Origin of the sequence: Chitinophaga sp. W3I9, assembly GCF_050434025.1 — a bacterium.
GTDB lineage: Bacteria > Bacteroidota > Bacteroidia > Chitinophagales > Chitinophagaceae > Chitinophaga.
Genome location: NZ_JBNPWC010000001.1, coordinates 3,625,977 through 3,644,308 on the forward strand (window position 1 = coordinate 3,625,977; position 18,332 = coordinate 3,644,308).

General features: G+C 48.3%; 14 protein-coding genes. 9 read left to right on the forward strand and 5 right to left on the reverse strand.

What is annotated here, in order from left to right; genetic code table 11:
* Nucleotides 1-170 precede the first annotated feature (170 nt).
* The 5 genes from QFZ51_RS15090 (at nucleotide 171) to QFZ51_RS15110 (ending at nucleotide 10,030) form a co-directional block, all read left to right on the forward strand.
* A complete protein-coding gene (locus QFZ51_RS15090) occupies nucleotides 171-1,622 on the forward strand; it encodes an alpha-L-fucosidase (protein WP_429046875.1) in 1,452 nt (483 codons plus the stop codon).
* 134 nt (nucleotides 1,623-1,756) lie between these two features.
* On the forward strand, nucleotides 1,757-3,898 hold the full coding sequence (locus tag QFZ51_RS15095) for a PQQ-binding-like beta-propeller repeat protein (RefSeq protein WP_429046877.1): 2,142 nt from the start codon (nucleotides 1,757-1,759) through the stop codon (nucleotides 3,896-3,898).
* A 34-nt stretch (nucleotides 3,899-3,932) separates the two neighbouring features.
* Nucleotides 3,933-4,847 (forward strand): sugar phosphate isomerase/epimerase family protein, encoded by a 915-nt coding sequence (locus QFZ51_RS15100; protein WP_429046879.1) that lies wholly within the window; start codon nucleotides 3,933-3,935, stop codon nucleotides 4,845-4,847.
* A 75-nt stretch (nucleotides 4,848-4,922) separates the two neighbouring features.
* Nucleotides 4,923-6,707 (forward strand): SGNH/GDSL hydrolase family protein, encoded by a 1,785-nt coding sequence (locus tag QFZ51_RS15105; protein ID WP_429046881.1) that lies wholly within the window; start codon nucleotides 4,923-4,925, stop codon nucleotides 6,705-6,707.
* 122 nt (nucleotides 6,708-6,829) lie between these two features.
* Nucleotides 6,830-10,030: a chemotaxis protein CheB gene (locus QFZ51_RS15110; RefSeq protein WP_429046883.1), complete on the forward strand. Its 3,201-nt coding sequence runs from the start codon at nucleotides 6,830-6,832 to the stop codon at nucleotides 10,028-10,030.
* A gap of 223 nt (nucleotides 10,031-10,253) precedes the next feature.
* Here QFZ51_RS15110 and QFZ51_RS15115 read toward each other — a convergent pair whose 3' ends face one another.
* The 5 genes from QFZ51_RS15115 to QFZ51_RS15135 are packed head-to-tail and all read right to left on the reverse strand — an operon-like array spanning nucleotide 10,254 to nucleotide 14,519.
* A complete protein-coding gene (locus QFZ51_RS15115; RefSeq protein WP_429046885.1) occupies nucleotides 10,254-11,018 on the reverse strand; it encodes a LytR/AlgR family response regulator transcription factor in 765 nt (254 codons plus the stop codon).
* Entirely contained in the window at nucleotides 11,015-12,091 is a 1,077-nt protein-coding gene (locus QFZ51_RS15120; RefSeq protein WP_429046886.1) for a sensor histidine kinase, read from the reverse strand. The genes QFZ51_RS15115 and QFZ51_RS15120 overlap by 4 nt, the downstream gene beginning before the upstream one ends.
* Before the next feature lie 18 nt (nucleotides 12,092-12,109).
* Nucleotides 12,110-13,084, reverse strand: a complete 975-nt coding sequence (locus tag QFZ51_RS15125; RefSeq protein ID WP_429046888.1) for an NAD-dependent epimerase/dehydratase family protein — start codon at nucleotides 13,082-13,084, stop codon at nucleotides 12,110-12,112.
* A gap of 9 nt (nucleotides 13,085-13,093) precedes the next feature.
* A complete protein-coding gene (locus QFZ51_RS15130; RefSeq protein WP_429046889.1) occupies nucleotides 13,094-13,897 on the reverse strand; it encodes an SDR family NAD(P)-dependent oxidoreductase in 804 nt (267 codons plus the stop codon).
* Nucleotides 13,884-14,519 (reverse strand): START domain-containing protein, encoded by a 636-nt coding sequence (locus tag QFZ51_RS15135; protein WP_429046890.1) that lies wholly within the window; start codon nucleotides 14,517-14,519, stop codon nucleotides 13,884-13,886. Before QFZ51_RS15135 ends, QFZ51_RS15130 begins: the two co-directional genes overlap by 14 nt.
* Before the next feature lie 219 nt (nucleotides 14,520-14,738).
* Here QFZ51_RS15135 and QFZ51_RS15140 point away from each other — a divergent pair, with 219 nt between their 5' ends.
* From QFZ51_RS15140 to QFZ51_RS15155, 4 genes are all read left to right on the forward strand, one after another.
* A complete protein-coding gene (locus QFZ51_RS15140; protein WP_429046891.1) occupies nucleotides 14,739-16,337 on the forward strand; it encodes a beta-N-acetylhexosaminidase in 1,599 nt (532 codons plus the stop codon).
* A 74-nt stretch (nucleotides 16,338-16,411) separates the two neighbouring features.
* Complete coding sequence (locus QFZ51_RS15145) at nucleotides 16,412-16,921, forward strand: DUF1772 domain-containing protein (protein ID WP_429046892.1); 510 nt, start codon at nucleotides 16,412-16,414, stop codon at nucleotides 16,919-16,921.
* A gap of 23 nt (nucleotides 16,922-16,944) precedes the next feature.
* Nucleotides 16,945-17,739, forward strand: coding sequence for a DUF6597 domain-containing transcriptional factor (locus QFZ51_RS15150; protein WP_429046893.1), 795 nt, complete (start codon nucleotides 16,945-16,947; stop codon nucleotides 17,737-17,739).
* Between the two features lie 85 nt (nucleotides 17,740-17,824).
* Complete coding sequence (locus QFZ51_RS15155) at nucleotides 17,825-18,196, forward strand: VOC family protein (protein WP_429046894.1); 372 nt, start codon at nucleotides 17,825-17,827, stop codon at nucleotides 18,194-18,196.
* The last annotated feature ends 136 nt before the right edge of the window (nucleotides 18,197-18,332 follow it).

Genomic DNA, 18,332 nt, shown 5'->3' on the forward strand with positions numbered 1-18,332 from the left:
GCCGCATTAACGGCGTTCATTAAGGAAGAATAGACGTCCGGGGTAAATGTGCAGACAACACCGGCAGGCAGCGCGACAGGGAAGTATTTATCATATTCAGAGAAAATACCATTATTATAGGTGAATGCATTGATTAATTTTGAGGACCATTAAGATCTAAATTTCCTGTTATGATAAAACGCGGTATCGGGATACTCATTTTGCTGATGAGCGCTTCCCTGGTTTTTGCCCAGCAATATGAAGCCAACTGGAATTCCCTCAATAAGCGGGGCATTCCTGCCTGGTTCAGCAATGCCAAGTTCGGCATCTTTATTCACTGGGGAGTGTATGCAGTGCCGTCTTATGCCGTGGTAGGCCCCGGTGGTTATTCCGAATGGTACTGGTACAACCTGAGAGGCAGTAAAGAAGGTTCCCATCAGCAGGTACAGGCTTTTCATGATAAGAATTACGGAAAGGATGCACCTTATGAAAATTTTGAAAGCCAGTTCACCGCTTCGCTGTATAACCCGCAGCAGTGGGCCTCAATATTCCGCCGCTCCGGCGCTAAATACGTAGTGCTTACTTCCAAGCATCATGAAGGCTATTGCCTGTGGGACAACAAACAGGCAAACGAATCCTGGGGGCATTCCTGGAACGCTGTTACGGGAACGCCTAAACGCGATTTGCTGGGCGATCTCACGGACGCTGTGCGCAAGGAAGGGCTGAAGATGGGCTACTATTATTCCCTGTACGAATGGTTTAACCCGCTCTGGTTAAAAGATAAACAACGGTATGTAAAAGAAGTAATGACGCCGCAGTTCAAAGACCTGGTTACCCGTTACAAACCTTCTGTTATATTTTCGGATGGAGAATGGGAACTGACCGATACGGCCTGGCAAAGCCCCTCGCTGCTGGCCTGGCTGTTTAATGAATCGCCGGTAAAAAATGAAGTAGTGGTGGATGACCGCTGGGGCAGTAATACCCGTGGTAAAAACAACGGCGCTACCTATCTTACTTCTGAGTATGGCAGCGGCATGCAGCCCGGCGTTATCTGGGAAGAGAGCCAGGGTATCGGGCAATCGTATGGCTATAACCGTATGGAAACCGCGGACGACTACAAGAAAAGCGCGGACCTGGTACTGATGCTGGTAGATATCGTATCCCGGGGTGGTAACCTCCTCCTGGACATCGGACCCACTGCAGATGGCCGTATTCCGGTAATCATGCAGCAAAAACTGCTGGACATCGGCAAATGGCTGGAAGTAAACGGGGAAGCCATCTACGATTCCAAACCCTGGAAGGTAAGCCAGCAATGGAGTACGGGTAAACGCCCTGAAACGAAGGAAGCCAGCTATATGTCTGGTTACAACATTTCGCAGCTGGTGAAAAAATCAGATCAGCATGCCAACGTGGAATTGTTCTTCACCCAGAAGCCGGGCGCTTTGTATTGCTTCGTTCCCTCTTACCGTCAGCAGGTGGTGATCCGCGATTATACGCCGGCAAAAGGCGCTGTGGCCACTGTGCTTGGCAGCACCAAAGCCATCAGGTGGCAGCAGAAGGGAAAGGACTGCCTGGTAGACCTCTCGGGGCTCCGCCCCGGCGATGTGCCGGATGGCCTGCTGGTAGTGAAAATGAAAGGATAATATTAATGGCATACGGAATAACAAAGAGAAGGCGCCCTGCCTTCTCTTTGTTATTTTTACCATTGCCGTAGTTTTATTAAAAAATAATTTTAAAAAGTATATTTTTAAAGGAACAGAAAATCACTTTCTTTCCGATGCTCCTGAAATTCAGTTATGGGTTGATAGTTTCCACGTTATTACTATCCTGCACCTCGAAAAACACTGCTCACCGCACCTGGCAGGTATACGGCGGCAGTAAGGAAAACATTCACTACAGCGCCTTAACGGAATTGGATACCAGCAATGTATCACAATTAAAGATCGCCTGGGCATACCGTACCGGCGACACCGCAGAACGTACGCAGATCCAGGTGAACCCCATCGTGGTGGGAGAACGGCTGTACGGTGTTTCCCCACAGCTGAAACTATTTGCCGTGCAAGCAGCTACAGGAAAGTTGTACTGGACATTTGACCCTGTAAAGGCCAGCGAAAAGAACGCTTTCCAGTTTAATCCCTGCAGGGGCATTACCTATTATGAAAACGGGGGCAAAGAACAACGCATTTTTTATACGGCCGGCGGCCGGCTGTATTGTATAGATGCCCAAAGCGGCGTGCCTGTTAAGGCCTTTGGCGACAGCGGGTATGTGGATCTTCACCGCGATATGGGCCGTAACATGGATCAACTGGATATCACATCCACCACACCGGGCATCATCTATAAAAACCTGCTGATCGTAGGCACCCGCGTGGGAGAAGCCGCTGGCGCAGCTCCGGGCTACATCCGCGCTTACGATGTGCACAACGGCCGGTTGAAATGGATTTTCCATACCATCCCGCAACCGGGAGAAGAAGGCTATGATTCGTGGAACGACAAAGACGCCTGGCAACATACCGGCGGGGCCAACTCCTGGGCAGGATTCAGTCTGGATGAAGAGAAAGGCATCGTGTATGCACCGGTGGGATCTGCCACAGATGATTTTTACGGCGGCAAAAGACCCGGCAACAACCTTTTCGCCAATTGCGTGCTGGCACTGGATGCAGCCACTGGCAAAAGGATCTGGCATTTTCAAACAGTGCATCACGACCTGTGGGACAGGGACCTGCCTACGGCGCCCATGCTGATAACCGTGAAAAAAGACGGGCAGCAGGTGGAAGCAGTGGTACAGGTGACGAAAACGGGATTCATTTTCCTGCTGGACCGTCGCACCGGCCAGCCGCTATACCCCGTAACGGAAACGCCTATACCGGCCGATACCACCTTACCCGGGGAATGGGCATCGCCCACGCAGCCCATGCCCACCTTTTTTAAACCATTTGTGCGGCAGTCGCTGTCGGAGAAGGACCTGAACACCCTGGTGCCGGATTCGTCCTATGCCGATATCAAAGCGCGGCTGGCATCCTATAAAACCGGCCACATTTTCCTGTCGCCCTCCAGGCAAGGCACCGTGATCTTTCCTGGCTTTGATGGCGGCGCCGAATGGGGCGGCCCGGCAGCAGATCCTGAAACGGGTATCCTGTATGTAAACGCCAGCGAAATGCCCTGGGTGCTCACGATGGTGGAAGCAAAAGACGAGCATCCTTCCGCTACCGAAACACAACTCCAGGCAGGGAAACGGTTGTATACCGCCAATTGTATGTCGTGCCACGGACCGGAGCGCAAAGACGGCGGTAATTTTCCATCTCTCTTAAATATCCAGGCAAAGTATACGGAAACAGCATTGGAGCAACTGGTGAATACCGGCCGCAGAATGATGCCGGCTTTCAAACAGCTGGACAGCAGCGAGAAAAAAGCATTAGCCGTTTTTTTACTGGATGTAAAGTCGAAACAACAACAACCTTTTATTGCACCGCGGAAAAGCGTAAATGCATATACGAATTTACCTTACCGCACTACCGGCTATAATAAATTTTTAACGAAAGAAGGATACCCGGCCGTAATGCCGCCCTGGGGCACACTGAGCGCCATTGACCTTAACACGGGAAAAGTGCTGTGGAAAGACACCCTGGGCGATTACCCCGAACTGAAAGCAAAAGGCATTCACAGTGGTACGGAAAATTACGGAGGACCAGTGGTAACCGCCGGCGGCCTGCTGTTCATTGCCGCTACGGCCGACAGCAAGTTCAGGGCTTTTAATAAAAGAACAGGACAGCTGCTGTGGGAAACCGACCTGCCCGCCTGCGGCTTTGCCACACCTGCGGTGTACGAAGTGGAAGGAAAACAATTTGTGGTGATCGCCTGCGGTGGCGGTAAGCTGGGAAAGAAATCAGGAGATACTTACCTGGCATTTGCACTTTAACAGTCATCATTCAACATTCAAAATATCTTTTACTATGAGTATTTCAAGAAGAAATTTCCTGTTGAAAGGGAGCCTGGCGATCGCCGGCACTGCATTGCTGTCAAATGATCTGCTGGCAGCCACGGTACGTAAGCCCGTGCTGGGCATACAGCTATATTCTATCCGTGATGATATGAAGAAAGACCCGTTGGGTACGCTCAAACAACTGGCCGCCATGGGATACAAAAATGTGGAACATGCAGGGTACAGCCAGCGGAAATTTTATGGCTATTCCGCCAAAGAGTTTAAAAAACTCCTGGATGATCTCGGCCTGCTGATGCCAAGCGGACATACCGTAATGGGCAAACAGCATTGGGATGCAGCAAAAAATGATTTCACCGACGAATGGAAATATACCGTGGAAGATGCCGCCATCGTAGGACAGCACTATGTGATCAGCCCTTGGCTGGATGAAAGCCTCCGTAAAAATTACGACGACTTTAAAGCCTATATGGACGTATTCAATAAAAGCGGCGCTTTGTGTAAAAAATCAGGTATGAAGTTCGGCTACCATAACCATGATTTTGAATTCAGCCAGCAGCTGAACGGGCAAAAGATCTTCGACCTCATCCTGCAAAACACGGATCCTTCCCTGGTGGCGCAACAGCTGGATATCGGCAATATGTACCATGCCGGGGGTATAGCACTGGATATTATTAAGCAATACCCTGGCCGCTTTGAGCTAATGCACGTCAAAGATGAAATTAAAACAGACAAGGGAGAAATGGGCGGTAAATATGAAAGCACCGTATTGGGCAAGGGTATTATACCGGTGAAAGAAGTGATTGATCTCGGTAAAAAATCCGGTGGTACCAAACACTTTATTATTGAGCAGGAGTCCTACCAGGGACAGGCGCCACTGGATGCCGTGCGCGACGACCTGGCCGTAATGAAAAAGTGGGGCTACTAGCTGCTACCCATCTCCACTAAAATATAATCACTATAATCAGCGTAATCAGTGAGAAAGACAAAATTCGCGTATGTTATGAAGATGAAAATGATGCCCATCACCGCTGCACTGCTACTGTTCGCCGGTATGTGCTTTGGACAAACACCCCGTGTTTTTAAAACATGGACGCCAGCCACCACCGACAGTGTATACGCACTGGAAGGACAAGGATGGAAAACCGGGCTAAAAAACTATTACGACCGCCTGCCCGCAATATCCGAAAAAGAAGTGCGGCCGCCGGTATGGAACTTGTCGAACAACAGTGCAGGGCTCAGTCTCCGCTTCAGAACAGATGCCGATGAAATAGTGATAAAGTATACCGTTTCCGGCCCCGCAGCCATGCCGCACATGGCCGCCACCGGCGTAAGCGGGGTAGACCTCTACGCCAAAAGCATAGATGGAGAGTGGATGTGGTGCGCCGGGAAATACAACTTCCGCGATACCATCGTATACCGGTTCACCCGCCTGAAGAAATATGATCACCATGTAAAAAATATCGATTACACACTTTATCTGCCGTTGTATAATTCTGTAAAATGGTTATCTGTAGATGTACCGGAAGAAAGTATATTCAAGCCGCTGCCGGTCCGGAAAGCGGCGCCCATTGTGGTATACGGCACCTCCATTGCCCAGGGCGCCTGCGCATCACGGCCGGGTATGGCCTGGACTAACCTCCTTTCCCGGCAGCTGGAAACGCCCGTAATCAATCTCGCGTTCTCCGGCAACGGCCGCCTGGAGAAGGAAGTACTCGACCGGGTAGCCGAACTGGATGCCCGTCTCTTTGTGCTGGATTGCCTGCCTAATCTCACCGGCGCCCAATACGCCGGTGCGGAACTGAAAAAACGTATAACCTACGCCGTTACATTTTTGCAGAAGCAACGGCCCGGTACGCCTATCCTGCTCACGGAACACGACGGGTACACCGACGGTGAAATGGATTCCACCCGCAAAGCTACGTATACGCAGGTAAACATCACCCTGCGGGAAGTAAGAGACTCCCTGCTGAAAGCCGGCGTTAAAAATATCAGCCTGCTCACAAAAGAAGAAATAGGCCAGGACATTGAAAGCATGGTAGATGGCACCCATCCCAACGATATTGGGATGATGCACTACGCCAACGCCTATGCGAAAAAGATCCGTGAAATTTTTCACGACGAAACCGACAGCACAGTTACCACCACGCCCATTACGCAACGCCGCGATGCCGCCAACTACGACTGGGAAACCAGGCATGAGGAAGTGATGGCGTGGAACAAAGCACACCAGCCGAAAGTAGTGTTTATGGGCAACTCCATTACGCATTTCTGGGGCGGCAACCCCGTCGCCAAAGTACGCAGGGGTACCAGCTCATGGGATAAGTACTTTGAGCCTAAACAGGCCGTGAATATGGGCTTCGGCTGGGACCGGGTAGAAAATGTATTATGGCGCGTACAACACGGCGAACTGGATGGCATTACTCCCCGTTATATTGTACTGATGATTGGCACCAACAACCTGCAGGTAAATACTGATGAAGAAATTGTTGGCGGCATTAAGTTCCTGCTGCAACAAATACAGGCCAAACAAGGCAGCACTAAAATCATACTGATGGGCATTCTGCCTCGTCGCAATATGGAAAGCAGGGTAGTGCGCATTAACCAGCTGATCGCAAAACACACTGCCGGTAAAAACATACAATACGTAGATGCCGGAAAACTCTTCCTTCAACCATCCGGGAAAATTGACGAGCAACTATTTACCGATGGCCTGCATCCCAACGAAACAGGCTACGAAAAATTAGGCGCCCTGATTAACAGATATTTAAAGGTAGGGGACAATTAACATTTAACGGCAAGTAATAAAAATTGGCAGCCGGTTATTATTTCCTACATTAGATGAAATATAACCGGCATTTAACAGTGGTCTCATCAGAATAGGAAGAGAAGTCGACTTAAATATTTTGCATGAGTACTCATTATAATCAGGAGCCCCATTTTATTATTGCCATAGGCGCTTCCGCAGGTGGTTTAGAAGAGCTACAGTCTTTTTTTGACCATACTCCACTGGCGCAAGCTTCTTACGTGATTATACAACATCTTTCTGCCGATTATAAAAGCAGGATGGCAGAAATACTGTCCCGGCACAGTCAGCTAAAGGTCACAGAGGCAGCCAATAATATGCTGGTAGAGCCTAACCAGGTGTACCTGATCCCCAGTCAGCAATGCATGACCATACAGGATGGCCGCCTGTTGCTGAAAGACAAGAATAGCAGTTCAGCTCCCCACAAAACGATCAATACCTTTTTCAACTCACTCGCATTAGACAGCGAATATCAGATCATAGCCGTCATACTTTCAGGCTCCGGTGATGATGGCAGTGAAGGAATCGTGAATATCAGCAGGGCAGGCGGATTAATTATAGTGCAGGATCCGGATACTGCACAGTATAGCAGTATGCCTTTGGAGGCAATTGCCACCGGTGCGGCAGATCATATACTGGCCCCGGCAGATATGCCAATCGTGATCACCCGGTATGTAAACAAGGCGAAGAGAAGTATTTTGCCCCCTGCTGCGCAGGCAATGGAAGATAAAAGTGTGATCGCTATTATTGACCTTATCAGGGAGCGTTTGCCTTTTGATTTTTCAGAATATAAGCCCACTACCATTCTGCGGCGTATCAGGCGACGTATGGTATATCTCGCTTTAGATGATGTGGCAGCTTATTATCAATACCTGCTGGCACACCCCGGCGAAGTGGAAACACTGGCCCAGAGCTTTATGATCAGTGTATCCGCTTTCTTCAGGAATCCGGAGGCATTTGAAGTAATGGCTGAAACTGTGCTGCCGGAAATTGTACAGCGGAAAAAGGAAGAGGAAGAAATAAAAATCTGGATAGCAGGATGTGCCACCGGGGAAGAAGCCTATACCATGGCGATCCTGTTACATGAACACTTGGAAAAATCCGGTAAGAATATTCCCGTAAAAGTATTTGCCACTGATATAGATAAGCCTGCACTGGAGTTCGCCGGTAAAGGTTTGTATGGAGAACATATCCGGAATGAGTTGTCAGCAGAAAGACTGGAGCGGTATTTTAGCCAGGAAGGTAATGGCTACCGCATCAAACAACAGATCCGCAAAATGCTGATCTTCGCACAGCATAATGTTGTAAAGAATCCGCCCTACTGTAACATGGATCTGATCAGTTGCCGCAATCTGCTCATTTACATGAATATATCCCTGCAGAAGAAGGCGCTTTCAATGCTGCATTTCGGGCTTAATCAGAAAGGATACCTGTTCCTCGGTTCCAGTGAAAATCCTGGAATGTTACTGTCCTATCTCACAGAAATTAGTAAGAAATGGAAAATATACCGTAACCAGGAATCGGCCAGGTCTGTAAGGTTCGATATTTTTACACCTGTGATGATAGCGGATAGTAGTATGGCGCCTTTGATTCCATCAAAAAAAACCGGTAGTGCCGGTAAGAGAAGCATTATGTTGGAAGAGGTAAATGAAATGTTGCTGGAAGAAGTAAATGTTGCAGGGATATGCGTGGACCAGGATAACCAGGTCGTTAAATATTTGGGCAAGGTAGAGCACTTCCTGTTGCAGCAGATCTTCAGTTTCGACCTGGTGGAGCTGCTGCCAAAATCGCTGGGGGTAGTATATGTAACAGCTGCCCGGCAAGCCAGGAAGGAAAATGAGCGGGTAGTTGTAAGTGGTATCCCGGTGGCAGATTACAACCCGGCAAAGATTGTTAACCTTACGATCCGTCCGCTTCACGCAAGGGAAGGCGAGCGTTCCCTCTTGCTGGTGCTTTTCAGCGAAAACAATGACGAACAAAAGAAGGGCGTACAGCCTTTTGACGTACAAACATATCTCAATGCAGGCCTGCAAAGCCTGGAAGAAGAATTAAAAGATACCCGCGAACGGTTGCAGGATGTCACGGAGAAGCTGGAAGCCTCCAATGAAAATATGCAGTCGTTCAACGAGGAACTGGTTTCTGCCAACGAAGAAATGCAAAGTGCCAATGAAGAAATGCAGTCGGTAAATGAAGAGTTGCAAACGATTAACACCGACTACCAGTTGAAAATAAAAGAACTCATTGTGCTGAACGATGATATGGATAATTATTTCAGGAGTAACCTCAACGGGCAATTGTTTGTAGACAATAACCTGAAGCTGAAAAAGTTTTCCCCTGCCGCCATAAAACATGTCAATCTTCAGGAAGGCGATATCGGCAGACCTATCCAGAATATTACCGTCAACTTTAAAAATAATTCCCTGGAAGATGACCTCCGGCTGGTCATTAAAAATGGTACAGTACTGTCGAAGGTAGTGGAATCACTGAACGGTAACTGGTATCAGATGATGATAATGCCCTATATCCGGCAACTGGACCAGGCACAGGATGGCGCCATTGTTTCGTTTAACGATATTACCCTGCTAAATAAAGCCCAGCTGGAATTACATCGTTCCAACCTGAGCCTGCAACGGATCAATGATGACCTGGACAATTTTGTATACTCAGCTTCCCATGATTTGTTAGGACCACTTACAAATATAGAAGGATTGATGAAATTGTTGGGAGAGAAACTGGATATGCAGGACAAAGAAACTGTCAGGTATACAGATATGATCCAGTCTTCTATTGTCAAGTTTAAAGAAAACCTGCGGGAGCTGGCGGAAGTAGGAAAGATTGAAAGCGAATCACTCAAGGAAGTACAGGAAGTTGATATTAACGCCATACTGGATGACGTGCTTGTTAGTATACAGGACAAAGTACGGGCTGCCAGGGTCTTAATTACTAGGAACCTGGAAGAAAGCCATCTGGTGTTTTCCAGGAAAAACCTTCGTAGCATTATTTACAATCTTCTCACCAATGCCCTTAAATTCCGGTCGCCGGACCGGCTGCTGCAAATTCAAATCAATACCCGTAAGGAAAACGGATTCCTGTTGCTGGAAGTAAAAGACAATGGTATCGGGATAGAACAGGATAAACTCAATACTGTCTTCAATATGTATAAGCGCCTGCATCCGGAAATGGAAGGGTTAGGCATCGGCTTGTTCCTTGTCCGGAAAATTGTGGATGCTTCCGGCGGGATGACGGAGGTGGACAGCAAGTTACACGAAGGAAGCACCTTTAAAATCTTCTTCAATTCTAAATAAGGTGATCGGAGCGAATTTTGTCTTTCTCGCTGATTACGCTGATTTTGCTGATTAGTTTGATTTTTACTTTTGGATTTTATAAAGGATTAAGGGAGATATAAGCGGATATATTCGCTCTTATCTCCCTTAATTATTATTAAAAAATCAAAGAAATCTAAAAAAATCCAAAAGTAAAAATCAAACTAATCAGCAAAATCAGCGAGAAAGACAAAATTCGCTCTAATCACGCGCTCTCACTCTTCCCTTCGAGCCAGTTTTTGAATTCAGAAACCCTTTCACGGCTAATAATAACATCAGTATCAACATCGGGCGCTAATTGAAGAATTAACCTGCTATTGTAATAAGTGGTGATCTTTTTAATGGCATCTATCTGGATAATAAACTGCCGGTTGATGCGAAAAAACTGGTGCTTGTCCAGCAACTGTTCAATCTGGTCAAGGGAGTAATCCAGCGGCACCCGCTGATTGGTGACGGTGGTGGCCCAGGTGGCGCCCCGTGCAAACTGCAGCCAGGCAATGTCTTTTGCTTTTACATAGATCAGCTGGTTGTTGATCCTGCCGATAAAACGGGCGCTGTCGCGGCGCAGGAATTCTTCTGCAATCCTGCTGATGTCTACGGTATAGTTATTGGCTGGCCTGAACTGATCGTATTTTTTCAGTGCATTCTTTAAATCGTCAAGGTCAATAGGTTTTAACAGGTAATCGATACTGTTTACCTTGAAAGCCTGTAAGGCAAAGCCATCATATGCGGTGGTGAAAATGATAGGCGTGCGTACTTTTGTTTTGCTGAATATTTCAAAGCAGTTGCCGTCGGACAGCTGGATATCCATCAGCATCAGGTCTACCGGCTGCTGTTGTTCCAACCAGCGGATGCCTTCTTCCACGGAAGTAATAACGGCAGCGATCTCTATCGCGGCATTACACTTGTGCAGCAACTGGGTAAGCCGCTCGGCATTATGCATTTCATCTTCAAAAATAACGATTCTCATGAGCCACTGATAATGGGTAGTTTTACAATAAACATCTCTGCTGTTTCACTGATTTCAATATTGCTGTTGCTGATCAGCGCATATCTTTTCTGAATATTTTCGAGTCCTATGCCGGAGGATATTTCCGGGTGAACTTTTGGCCGCTTGTGATTGGACACGACCAGGAAATGGCCGTCACTTTTAATGGTGATCAGCAGTGGATCCTGCGCGGAAAACCGGTTATGCTTGATGGCGTTTTCAATCAGCATTTGCAGGGTTACCGGGGGAATCATGCCTTTGGTCTTTATCTTGTCAGGAATGTCAGCGCTAAACTGTATGCTTTGCTGGTGGCGGATCTGGATCAGGAAAAGATAGGCGTCAAGAAAATCCAGTTCTGTTTGCACCGGCACCAGGTTTTCAAATTTTTTATCAAGAATATACCGGTATGTTTTTGCCAGCTGTGTAATATAATCAGCAGAGAGGTCCGCGCTTTTATATACCAGGTTGGTCAGCACGCTGAGCGAATTAAAAAAGAAGTGCGGGTCTATCTGGTTACGTAACGCATCATATCTCGCCTGGATGTTTTCCCGCATCAGTCTTTCTGTTTGCAGCTGGTATTCCTTCCAGCCGGAATAGTAAAAGATGATACCGTTAAATGCCAGTATCAGCAGGTAAAACATAAACGTGCCGAAATTGAGGTCGTAGCTGAAATGCCGGAAGCTATCCCATGCTTCATAGCGGTTAAATAGCAGGATGTCGGTCACTGAATAGAAGAAGCCAAACAGGAAGGCTACCAGCATACCGTACACCACGAGGACCGCCGACAGGAACACCAGTTTGCCGGAAGTATGTTTGTTCACCGTTTTTCTTTCTGTGGTGCGGGCCAGCCAGGTGGCGCCTTCCCAGGCAATAAGACCAAAAATTACATAGAACAGGCTGAACATCTGCCCCCTGTAATCCAGTATCCGTAAACCTTTCACGAAGGTATGGTCAAAGGATTTGAAGATGATGCTGAAGGTATACAGTATCAGTATCCTGGAAAGATACAGGAATAGTTTACTGGAGAACAATTTTTCATTTTCCTGGAAGTTCATCTGATGGGTTGTATAGTACTAAATGTAGTTATTTTCCTTAAACCACGTAAATGCGCCGGTAACAGCTGCTTCTACGGGGGTGTAACTGAGTTGCAGTTCCCGCTCCGATTTTTTACCGGAATAGTAATTGTCCAGGCATAGCATATAAGCCGTGGTATAATTTAATTTGCCGGAGATGCCTGGCAGGGAACCTATGATACCCGCTGCTTTCAGGATAAAGGCAGGTATCGGAATGAGCAGCTGCCGCTTACCGGAAATCTTTTTCAACAGCCGGAAGAATTCTGCATAGCTGAGGTTCTGACCGGCCAGCAGGTAGCAGTCGCCCGTTTTGCCTTTTTCAATAGCGTTGATAATACCGCGGCATACATCTTTGATATGCACAAAGTTTTTGCCTCCCGGCGGATAGAACAGCAGCCGGTGTTTTAGTCCGTACAGGATCAGTTTACCGGAGCTGGGCTTCACATCATGCGGCCCTATCATAAAGGTGGGGTTTACCACGATGCCCGGGAGTTGCCTGCTGGCCACCTGTTCAAGCACGTATTGCTGCGCGAGGTACTTGGTGTTGATGTAGCCGGAGTTGGCGTTGAACAGGGTAAAGCCATTCAGTTCGTTACCCGGACTGTTTTTATCGCCCGGCCCGATGGTGTTGGCGGTGCTGACATAAATGAATTTCTGTACCCGGTGCTCGAGGCAGGCCGCGGTAATATACCTGGTGGCGGTAAAGTTGGTATGTTCATATTCGGCAAACGAAACGCCCCATTGTGCGGTAATACAGGCGGCATGGATCACAATGTCACAGCCCTTCACGGCTTCATGTACATCGTCGTTGTTGCTGATACTCCCGTAAAAGATTTCACAGGGAATGTCCTCGATGCCTTTCATATCGGCCGAAGGCCGGATTAAAATTTTTATGTCAAACCCCATGCGATATAGTTCCCGTGTTAAATTGGAACCCAGGAAGCCGTTGGCGCCGGTGATCAGTACTTTTTTCATGAATTTTTTTTAGACAGATAAACTATAGGGGATCTCTTTTTTCACTTCCCTGGATACGATCCTCATCCTGAAGGAGAGTGGCAGCAACTGCATCAGTATGTGATTGAGCTTATTCATCCACCCGGGTATGATCACCGGGTGTCCGGCAAGCGTTCCTCTCAGCGCAATGTCTGCAATGTCGGGGGTAGACAACAGGCCCATCTTTCCTTTCAATCCCTGGCTGATGATCCGCCGCGACGTGTGCGAGTTGGTCATAATAGGGCCGGGGTATACTACGCTCACGGATACACTGGTATCTGCCAGTTCTTCTTTTAGTCCAAGAAAGAAAGACGAGATAAATGCCTTGGATGCCGGGTACACCGTTTTATAGGCAATGGGCGTGAAAGCAGCCATACTGGCAATGTTCATGATATAGCTCTGCGGATGTTTCAGCAGGTGCGGGATCAGCAGGTGGGTAAGTAAAACGGTGCTTCTTACATTGAGCATCATGATTTCGTCTATCCGTTCCAGTGAGGTATGGGTGATGGAAGAGGTACCGCCGATGCCCGCATTATTAATGAGGAAATTAATGGGATAGTCGCGGGTAATAAGCTGCAGTTGCTGCTTCAGTACATCGCTGTCGGACAGGTCAAATTCAAACACTTTTACGTAGATGCGGTATTCCAGTTCCAGGTTCTCCGCCATGGATTGAAGGCGGCTGCCCGGCAGGGCAATTAGAATAATGTTCATGCCTTTCCTGGCGCATTGAATGGCGAATTCTTTGCCCAAACCGGAGCTGGCGCCGGTGATGAGCGTGTATTTATTGTCTGGCATATGTTTTATTTTCAAGCAGGCTTTTAAATTTTGTCATTGTTTTGAACAGGTTATCATGAATGATGGGATCGGATACCCAGCGGGGAATTTTCCTGCTACGGTCGGTGGTGACCATATAAGTGATCCGCAGCTGCCCGTCCCCCGAAGACGCCATGATCCATTTTCCCCGCGTGCCGGTAATCCGTGTTGTTTTATTGTATAGAGGGAAGCGATGATCCGTGATACTTTCAAATACCACTTCTGCAGCGTCGCTGGAAATTTCCTGGTAGCGGTAAAGCAGGCAGCAGTCCTGGTCGTCGACCGGCCAGGGGATATCATATTTAATATAAGTGATCCAGTGGCGGGGATCTGGCGCCGCCGCAATCCGGTATTCGCTGGCATTGGTATTCCAGTCGCGGCCATGCGCCTGGTCTTTGAAAAGTCCGATCACCGCCGGTACGGCGCATTTCACCAGGAAGACGGCTTTGATCTCCCTTACATTTTCACCATCTGCGCCGGGTATCCACCTTTCATACAACGAAATGGCATTATCCTGTTTTACCAGCTTAAATTCACTGGTATCACCAAATAATGACCGGACGAACATCATACTGCTGATCACTAAAACGGAGAGGTGTTGCATACATCATCATTTACAGCAAATATGCCACTGGTAAATGGACTGGCCATTGATTACCTGTTGAACTGTAGGATTAAGTCGTTGACCTGTAACTAAACCGGGAATCTGAATAATGGAGAAATATTTATATATTATTTTATGGAGAAGTACTGGCGATATTTTATTATTTTGTCCGCCGGCGCCCTGGTTAAGACAGGGCACGCCTAAAAATCAGCTTTGAACATGAAAAAATACCTGCTGGCTATCGCCATTGTATTAACTGCTATTCCCGTTGCCGCGCAGCAAATCTGCCCGGTGATTCCTTTGCCGGTAAAAGCAGGGAAAGGTCATGGCGCATTTGAAATCAGCGCACAATCCGTTATCAGCTGGGAAGACACTTCCCTGGTTCAACTGGGCACCTGGCTGCAGCAGGAACTGCTCCGCCGTTATCATATCAAAGTACCGCTGCAAAGGAAATCAGGCAGTACCGTTATCCTGCTGAAAAAAATAACCGGTACTAACATCGATGCATATACGCTTACTATGAATAAGCAAGCGGCTACTATTTCCGCAGGTGCACGGGAAGGGGTGTTTAATGGCATCATCAGCCTGTTGCAGCTTACTGCACAGGCGCCGGCACCGGGGAAAGTGTTACAGGTGCCTTGCTGGAACATCACGGATGCTCCGCAATACGCCTGGCGCGGCGTAATGCTGGATGAGTCGCGGTATTTTTTTGGTAAAGAGAAGGTGAAGTCCATGCTCGACTGGATGGCTTTTTATAAGCTGAACCGCTTTCACTGGCATTTGACTGACATGCCCGGATGGCGGCTGGAAATTAAAAAGTATCCTTTGCTCACCACCGTTGGCGGTATCGGCAACATCGCCGACCCCAAAGCACCGGCAGCCTATTACACGCAGGACGATATCCGGGAAATAGTCGCCTATGCCAAAGCGCGTTGCATCGATATTATTCCGGAAATAGATATGCCGGGGCATGCCGGCGCCGCTAACAGGGCTTACCCTGCATTCGACGGCGGCGGTACTGCAAAGTACCCGCAGTTCACCTTCAACCCCGGCAGGGAAGGCACTTACTCGTACCTGGCGGATATACTAACGGAAACGGCTCAACTGTTTCCCGCGCAGCTCATTCACCTCGGCGGCGACGAAGTTACCTTTGGCAATGCGGGCTGGGACCAGGATACCGGCATCATCCGGTTAAAGCAGGCCCACGGCCTGAAAGACCGCAAACAGGTAGAGGACTATTTTATTCAACGCATGGCCGACACCGTTTTGCAGTTGCATAATAAAGTAATGGCCTGGGATGAAATAGCCACGGCGTCCCTGCCTGCCGACAGCACCATCGTATGCTGGTGGCGCCATGATAAACCGGAAAACCTGGCCATGGCATTTCAGAAAGGATACTCCGTAGTGTTATGCCCGCGGCTGCCGTTTTATTTCGACTTTGTACAGGACAGCACCCACAAAATCGGGCGCCGATGGAAAGATGGTGAATTCAATCCCTTGGAAGCAGTGTATAATTTCTCGGCCGCCGCCATTCCGGCCACACAGGGGCATGAATCCCTCATACTCGGTGTGCAGGCCTGCCTGTGGTCAGAAACCATCCATAGCAACAACCGGCTCGATTTTCTGCTTTTTCCCCGCATTGCGGCGCTGGCGGAAACTGCCTGGACGTCAGCCCCGGCAAAGGACTTTAATGGCTTTAAAACCCGTTTAAAAGCGCAGTTGCCGCTATATGCAAAGGAGCATCTCTATTACTTTGATATCTTCCAGCCGGGCAGGCACCAGGAGTCGGGTAAAGCGGCCGCCAACTATATCGACTGATGTGTCGGTTTTGTTCTATTTCCGGAAAGGGAAGGGAGGTAATATTGCATGGGATTAAAAATACCCGGAACATCATGAAGAATTTTGTACTGGCGCTTGCCACTATCACCACGGCCCTGGTAGCGGGTTTGTTCTATGCGTTTGCTGTTTCCGTTAATGTAGCTTTTGCGCAATTACCGGATGCCGCTTATATAACGGCTACCCGGGCCATCAACGTTGCCATTGTGAACCCTGCCTTCCTGGTATGTTTTTTAGGCGCACCGGTGTTATTGCCGCTGGCCACCTGGCTCAGCGCCCGACCGGTTTTTACCCGCCGCAGCTGGTACCTGCTGGCTGGGACCGTGGTATTTGTGGTTGGCTCATTTGGGGTAACAGTACTCGCCAATATTCCGCTCAATGACAAGCTGGCGGCCTTCCAGGTAAACGGGGCTTCGGCGGAGCAACTGCACAGCATGCGGACGGCATTTGCCATGCCGTGGAATAACTGGCACATTGTGCGCACCCTGGCAGGCATTATAGCCCTGGTATTGCTGGTAATGGCGTGTTTGCAACGCGACACCAAAAGGGAATCACTCAAAGCTTAAATGCTTTTTGTAAATTTAGGATCATGCATTACCAGACAATTCCACCACCGCCTCATCTTGCGCACGTCATCCGGTTCTTCTGGGTGCTGGAAGGAGAGGTGGGTTACACGCATTACAATATGGCGGATGCGTGCGTAGAGCTGGTGTTTCATTATCATGGGCTGTTCGGCGAAATAGCAGATAACGGCCATACAGATACATCGTTTACCGCCGGTGTGCAGGGCGTTACACACATCCTGCGGAAGTATACTGTTGATACAGGCTTCGGTATTTTTGGCGTATATTTTTACCCACAGGCTGTTCCATTACTATTTAATATTTCCGCGGCCGATCTGACTAATACGGCCGCCGAATTAAGGTACCTGCTGAAAGGCGAAGGTACCATCCTCGAAGAAAAAATCATGCTGGCGAAAAATAACAGGGAGCGTTGTGAGATCCTTTGCCGGTTTACGGAGCAGCGGCTGGCAGCCAGCCGTGTGGCGGATTTACCGGTGTTTGCCGCGATCAGGGATATCATTCATCACAAGCCCTCCATGAATATACGGTCCCTTTCACAGGCATACTATTTGTCGGAACGGCAGTTTGAGCGACAGTTCAAACAGTATGCAGGACTATCACCCAAATTGTTTTCACGGATTGTCCGTTTCCAGTCGGCCACCGCCTTTTATAACCGGCAGGTAATGAGCCTTGGACGCCTGGCACTGGAATGCGGGTATTATGATCAGTCGCATTTTATCAGCGACTTCCGCGCATTTTCAGGCATGCATCCCAAACAGTATTTCTCTGGCCGCTCCGGGGCCACCGACTGGCGCGACTAACAAGAATGTCGGTTTCTTCCAATTTTATCAGGGCATACTGTTGCAATTTTGTGCAAGAGACGTTTAACCTTAAAATAAAAATGTTATGAAATTACCAGAAAAACATCAGCAGGTAATGCCCTATCTGATCCTGAAAAATGCAGAAGGCTTTTTCGATTTTACCGGCAAAGTATTTGGGGCAAAAGAAAACCACCGGACCTACCGGGAAGGCAGCAAAGAGCTGATGCATGGCGAAATCAGCATCGGCGGCAGCGTCATTATGTTTGGCCAGTCAAATGACAATTGGGGCGCCGACAACGCAGGACTGTTCATTTACGTGGAAGATGCCGACGCCACTTTTAAAAAGGCCCTGGCCGAAGGCGCTACAGAAGTAATGCCCGTAACACAACAATCCTACGGCAAGTCCGGCGGCGTAAGAGATCCGTTTGGAAATACATGGTGGATTACAACCCCTTAACGCGGAGGTTGTCTTACTCAGGATTACGCTGATTATACTGATTACTTTGATTTTTACTTTTTGATTTTATAAAGGATTAAGGGAGATAGAGGCGGATATATTCGCTCTTATCTCCCTTAATTATTAATCTAAAAAT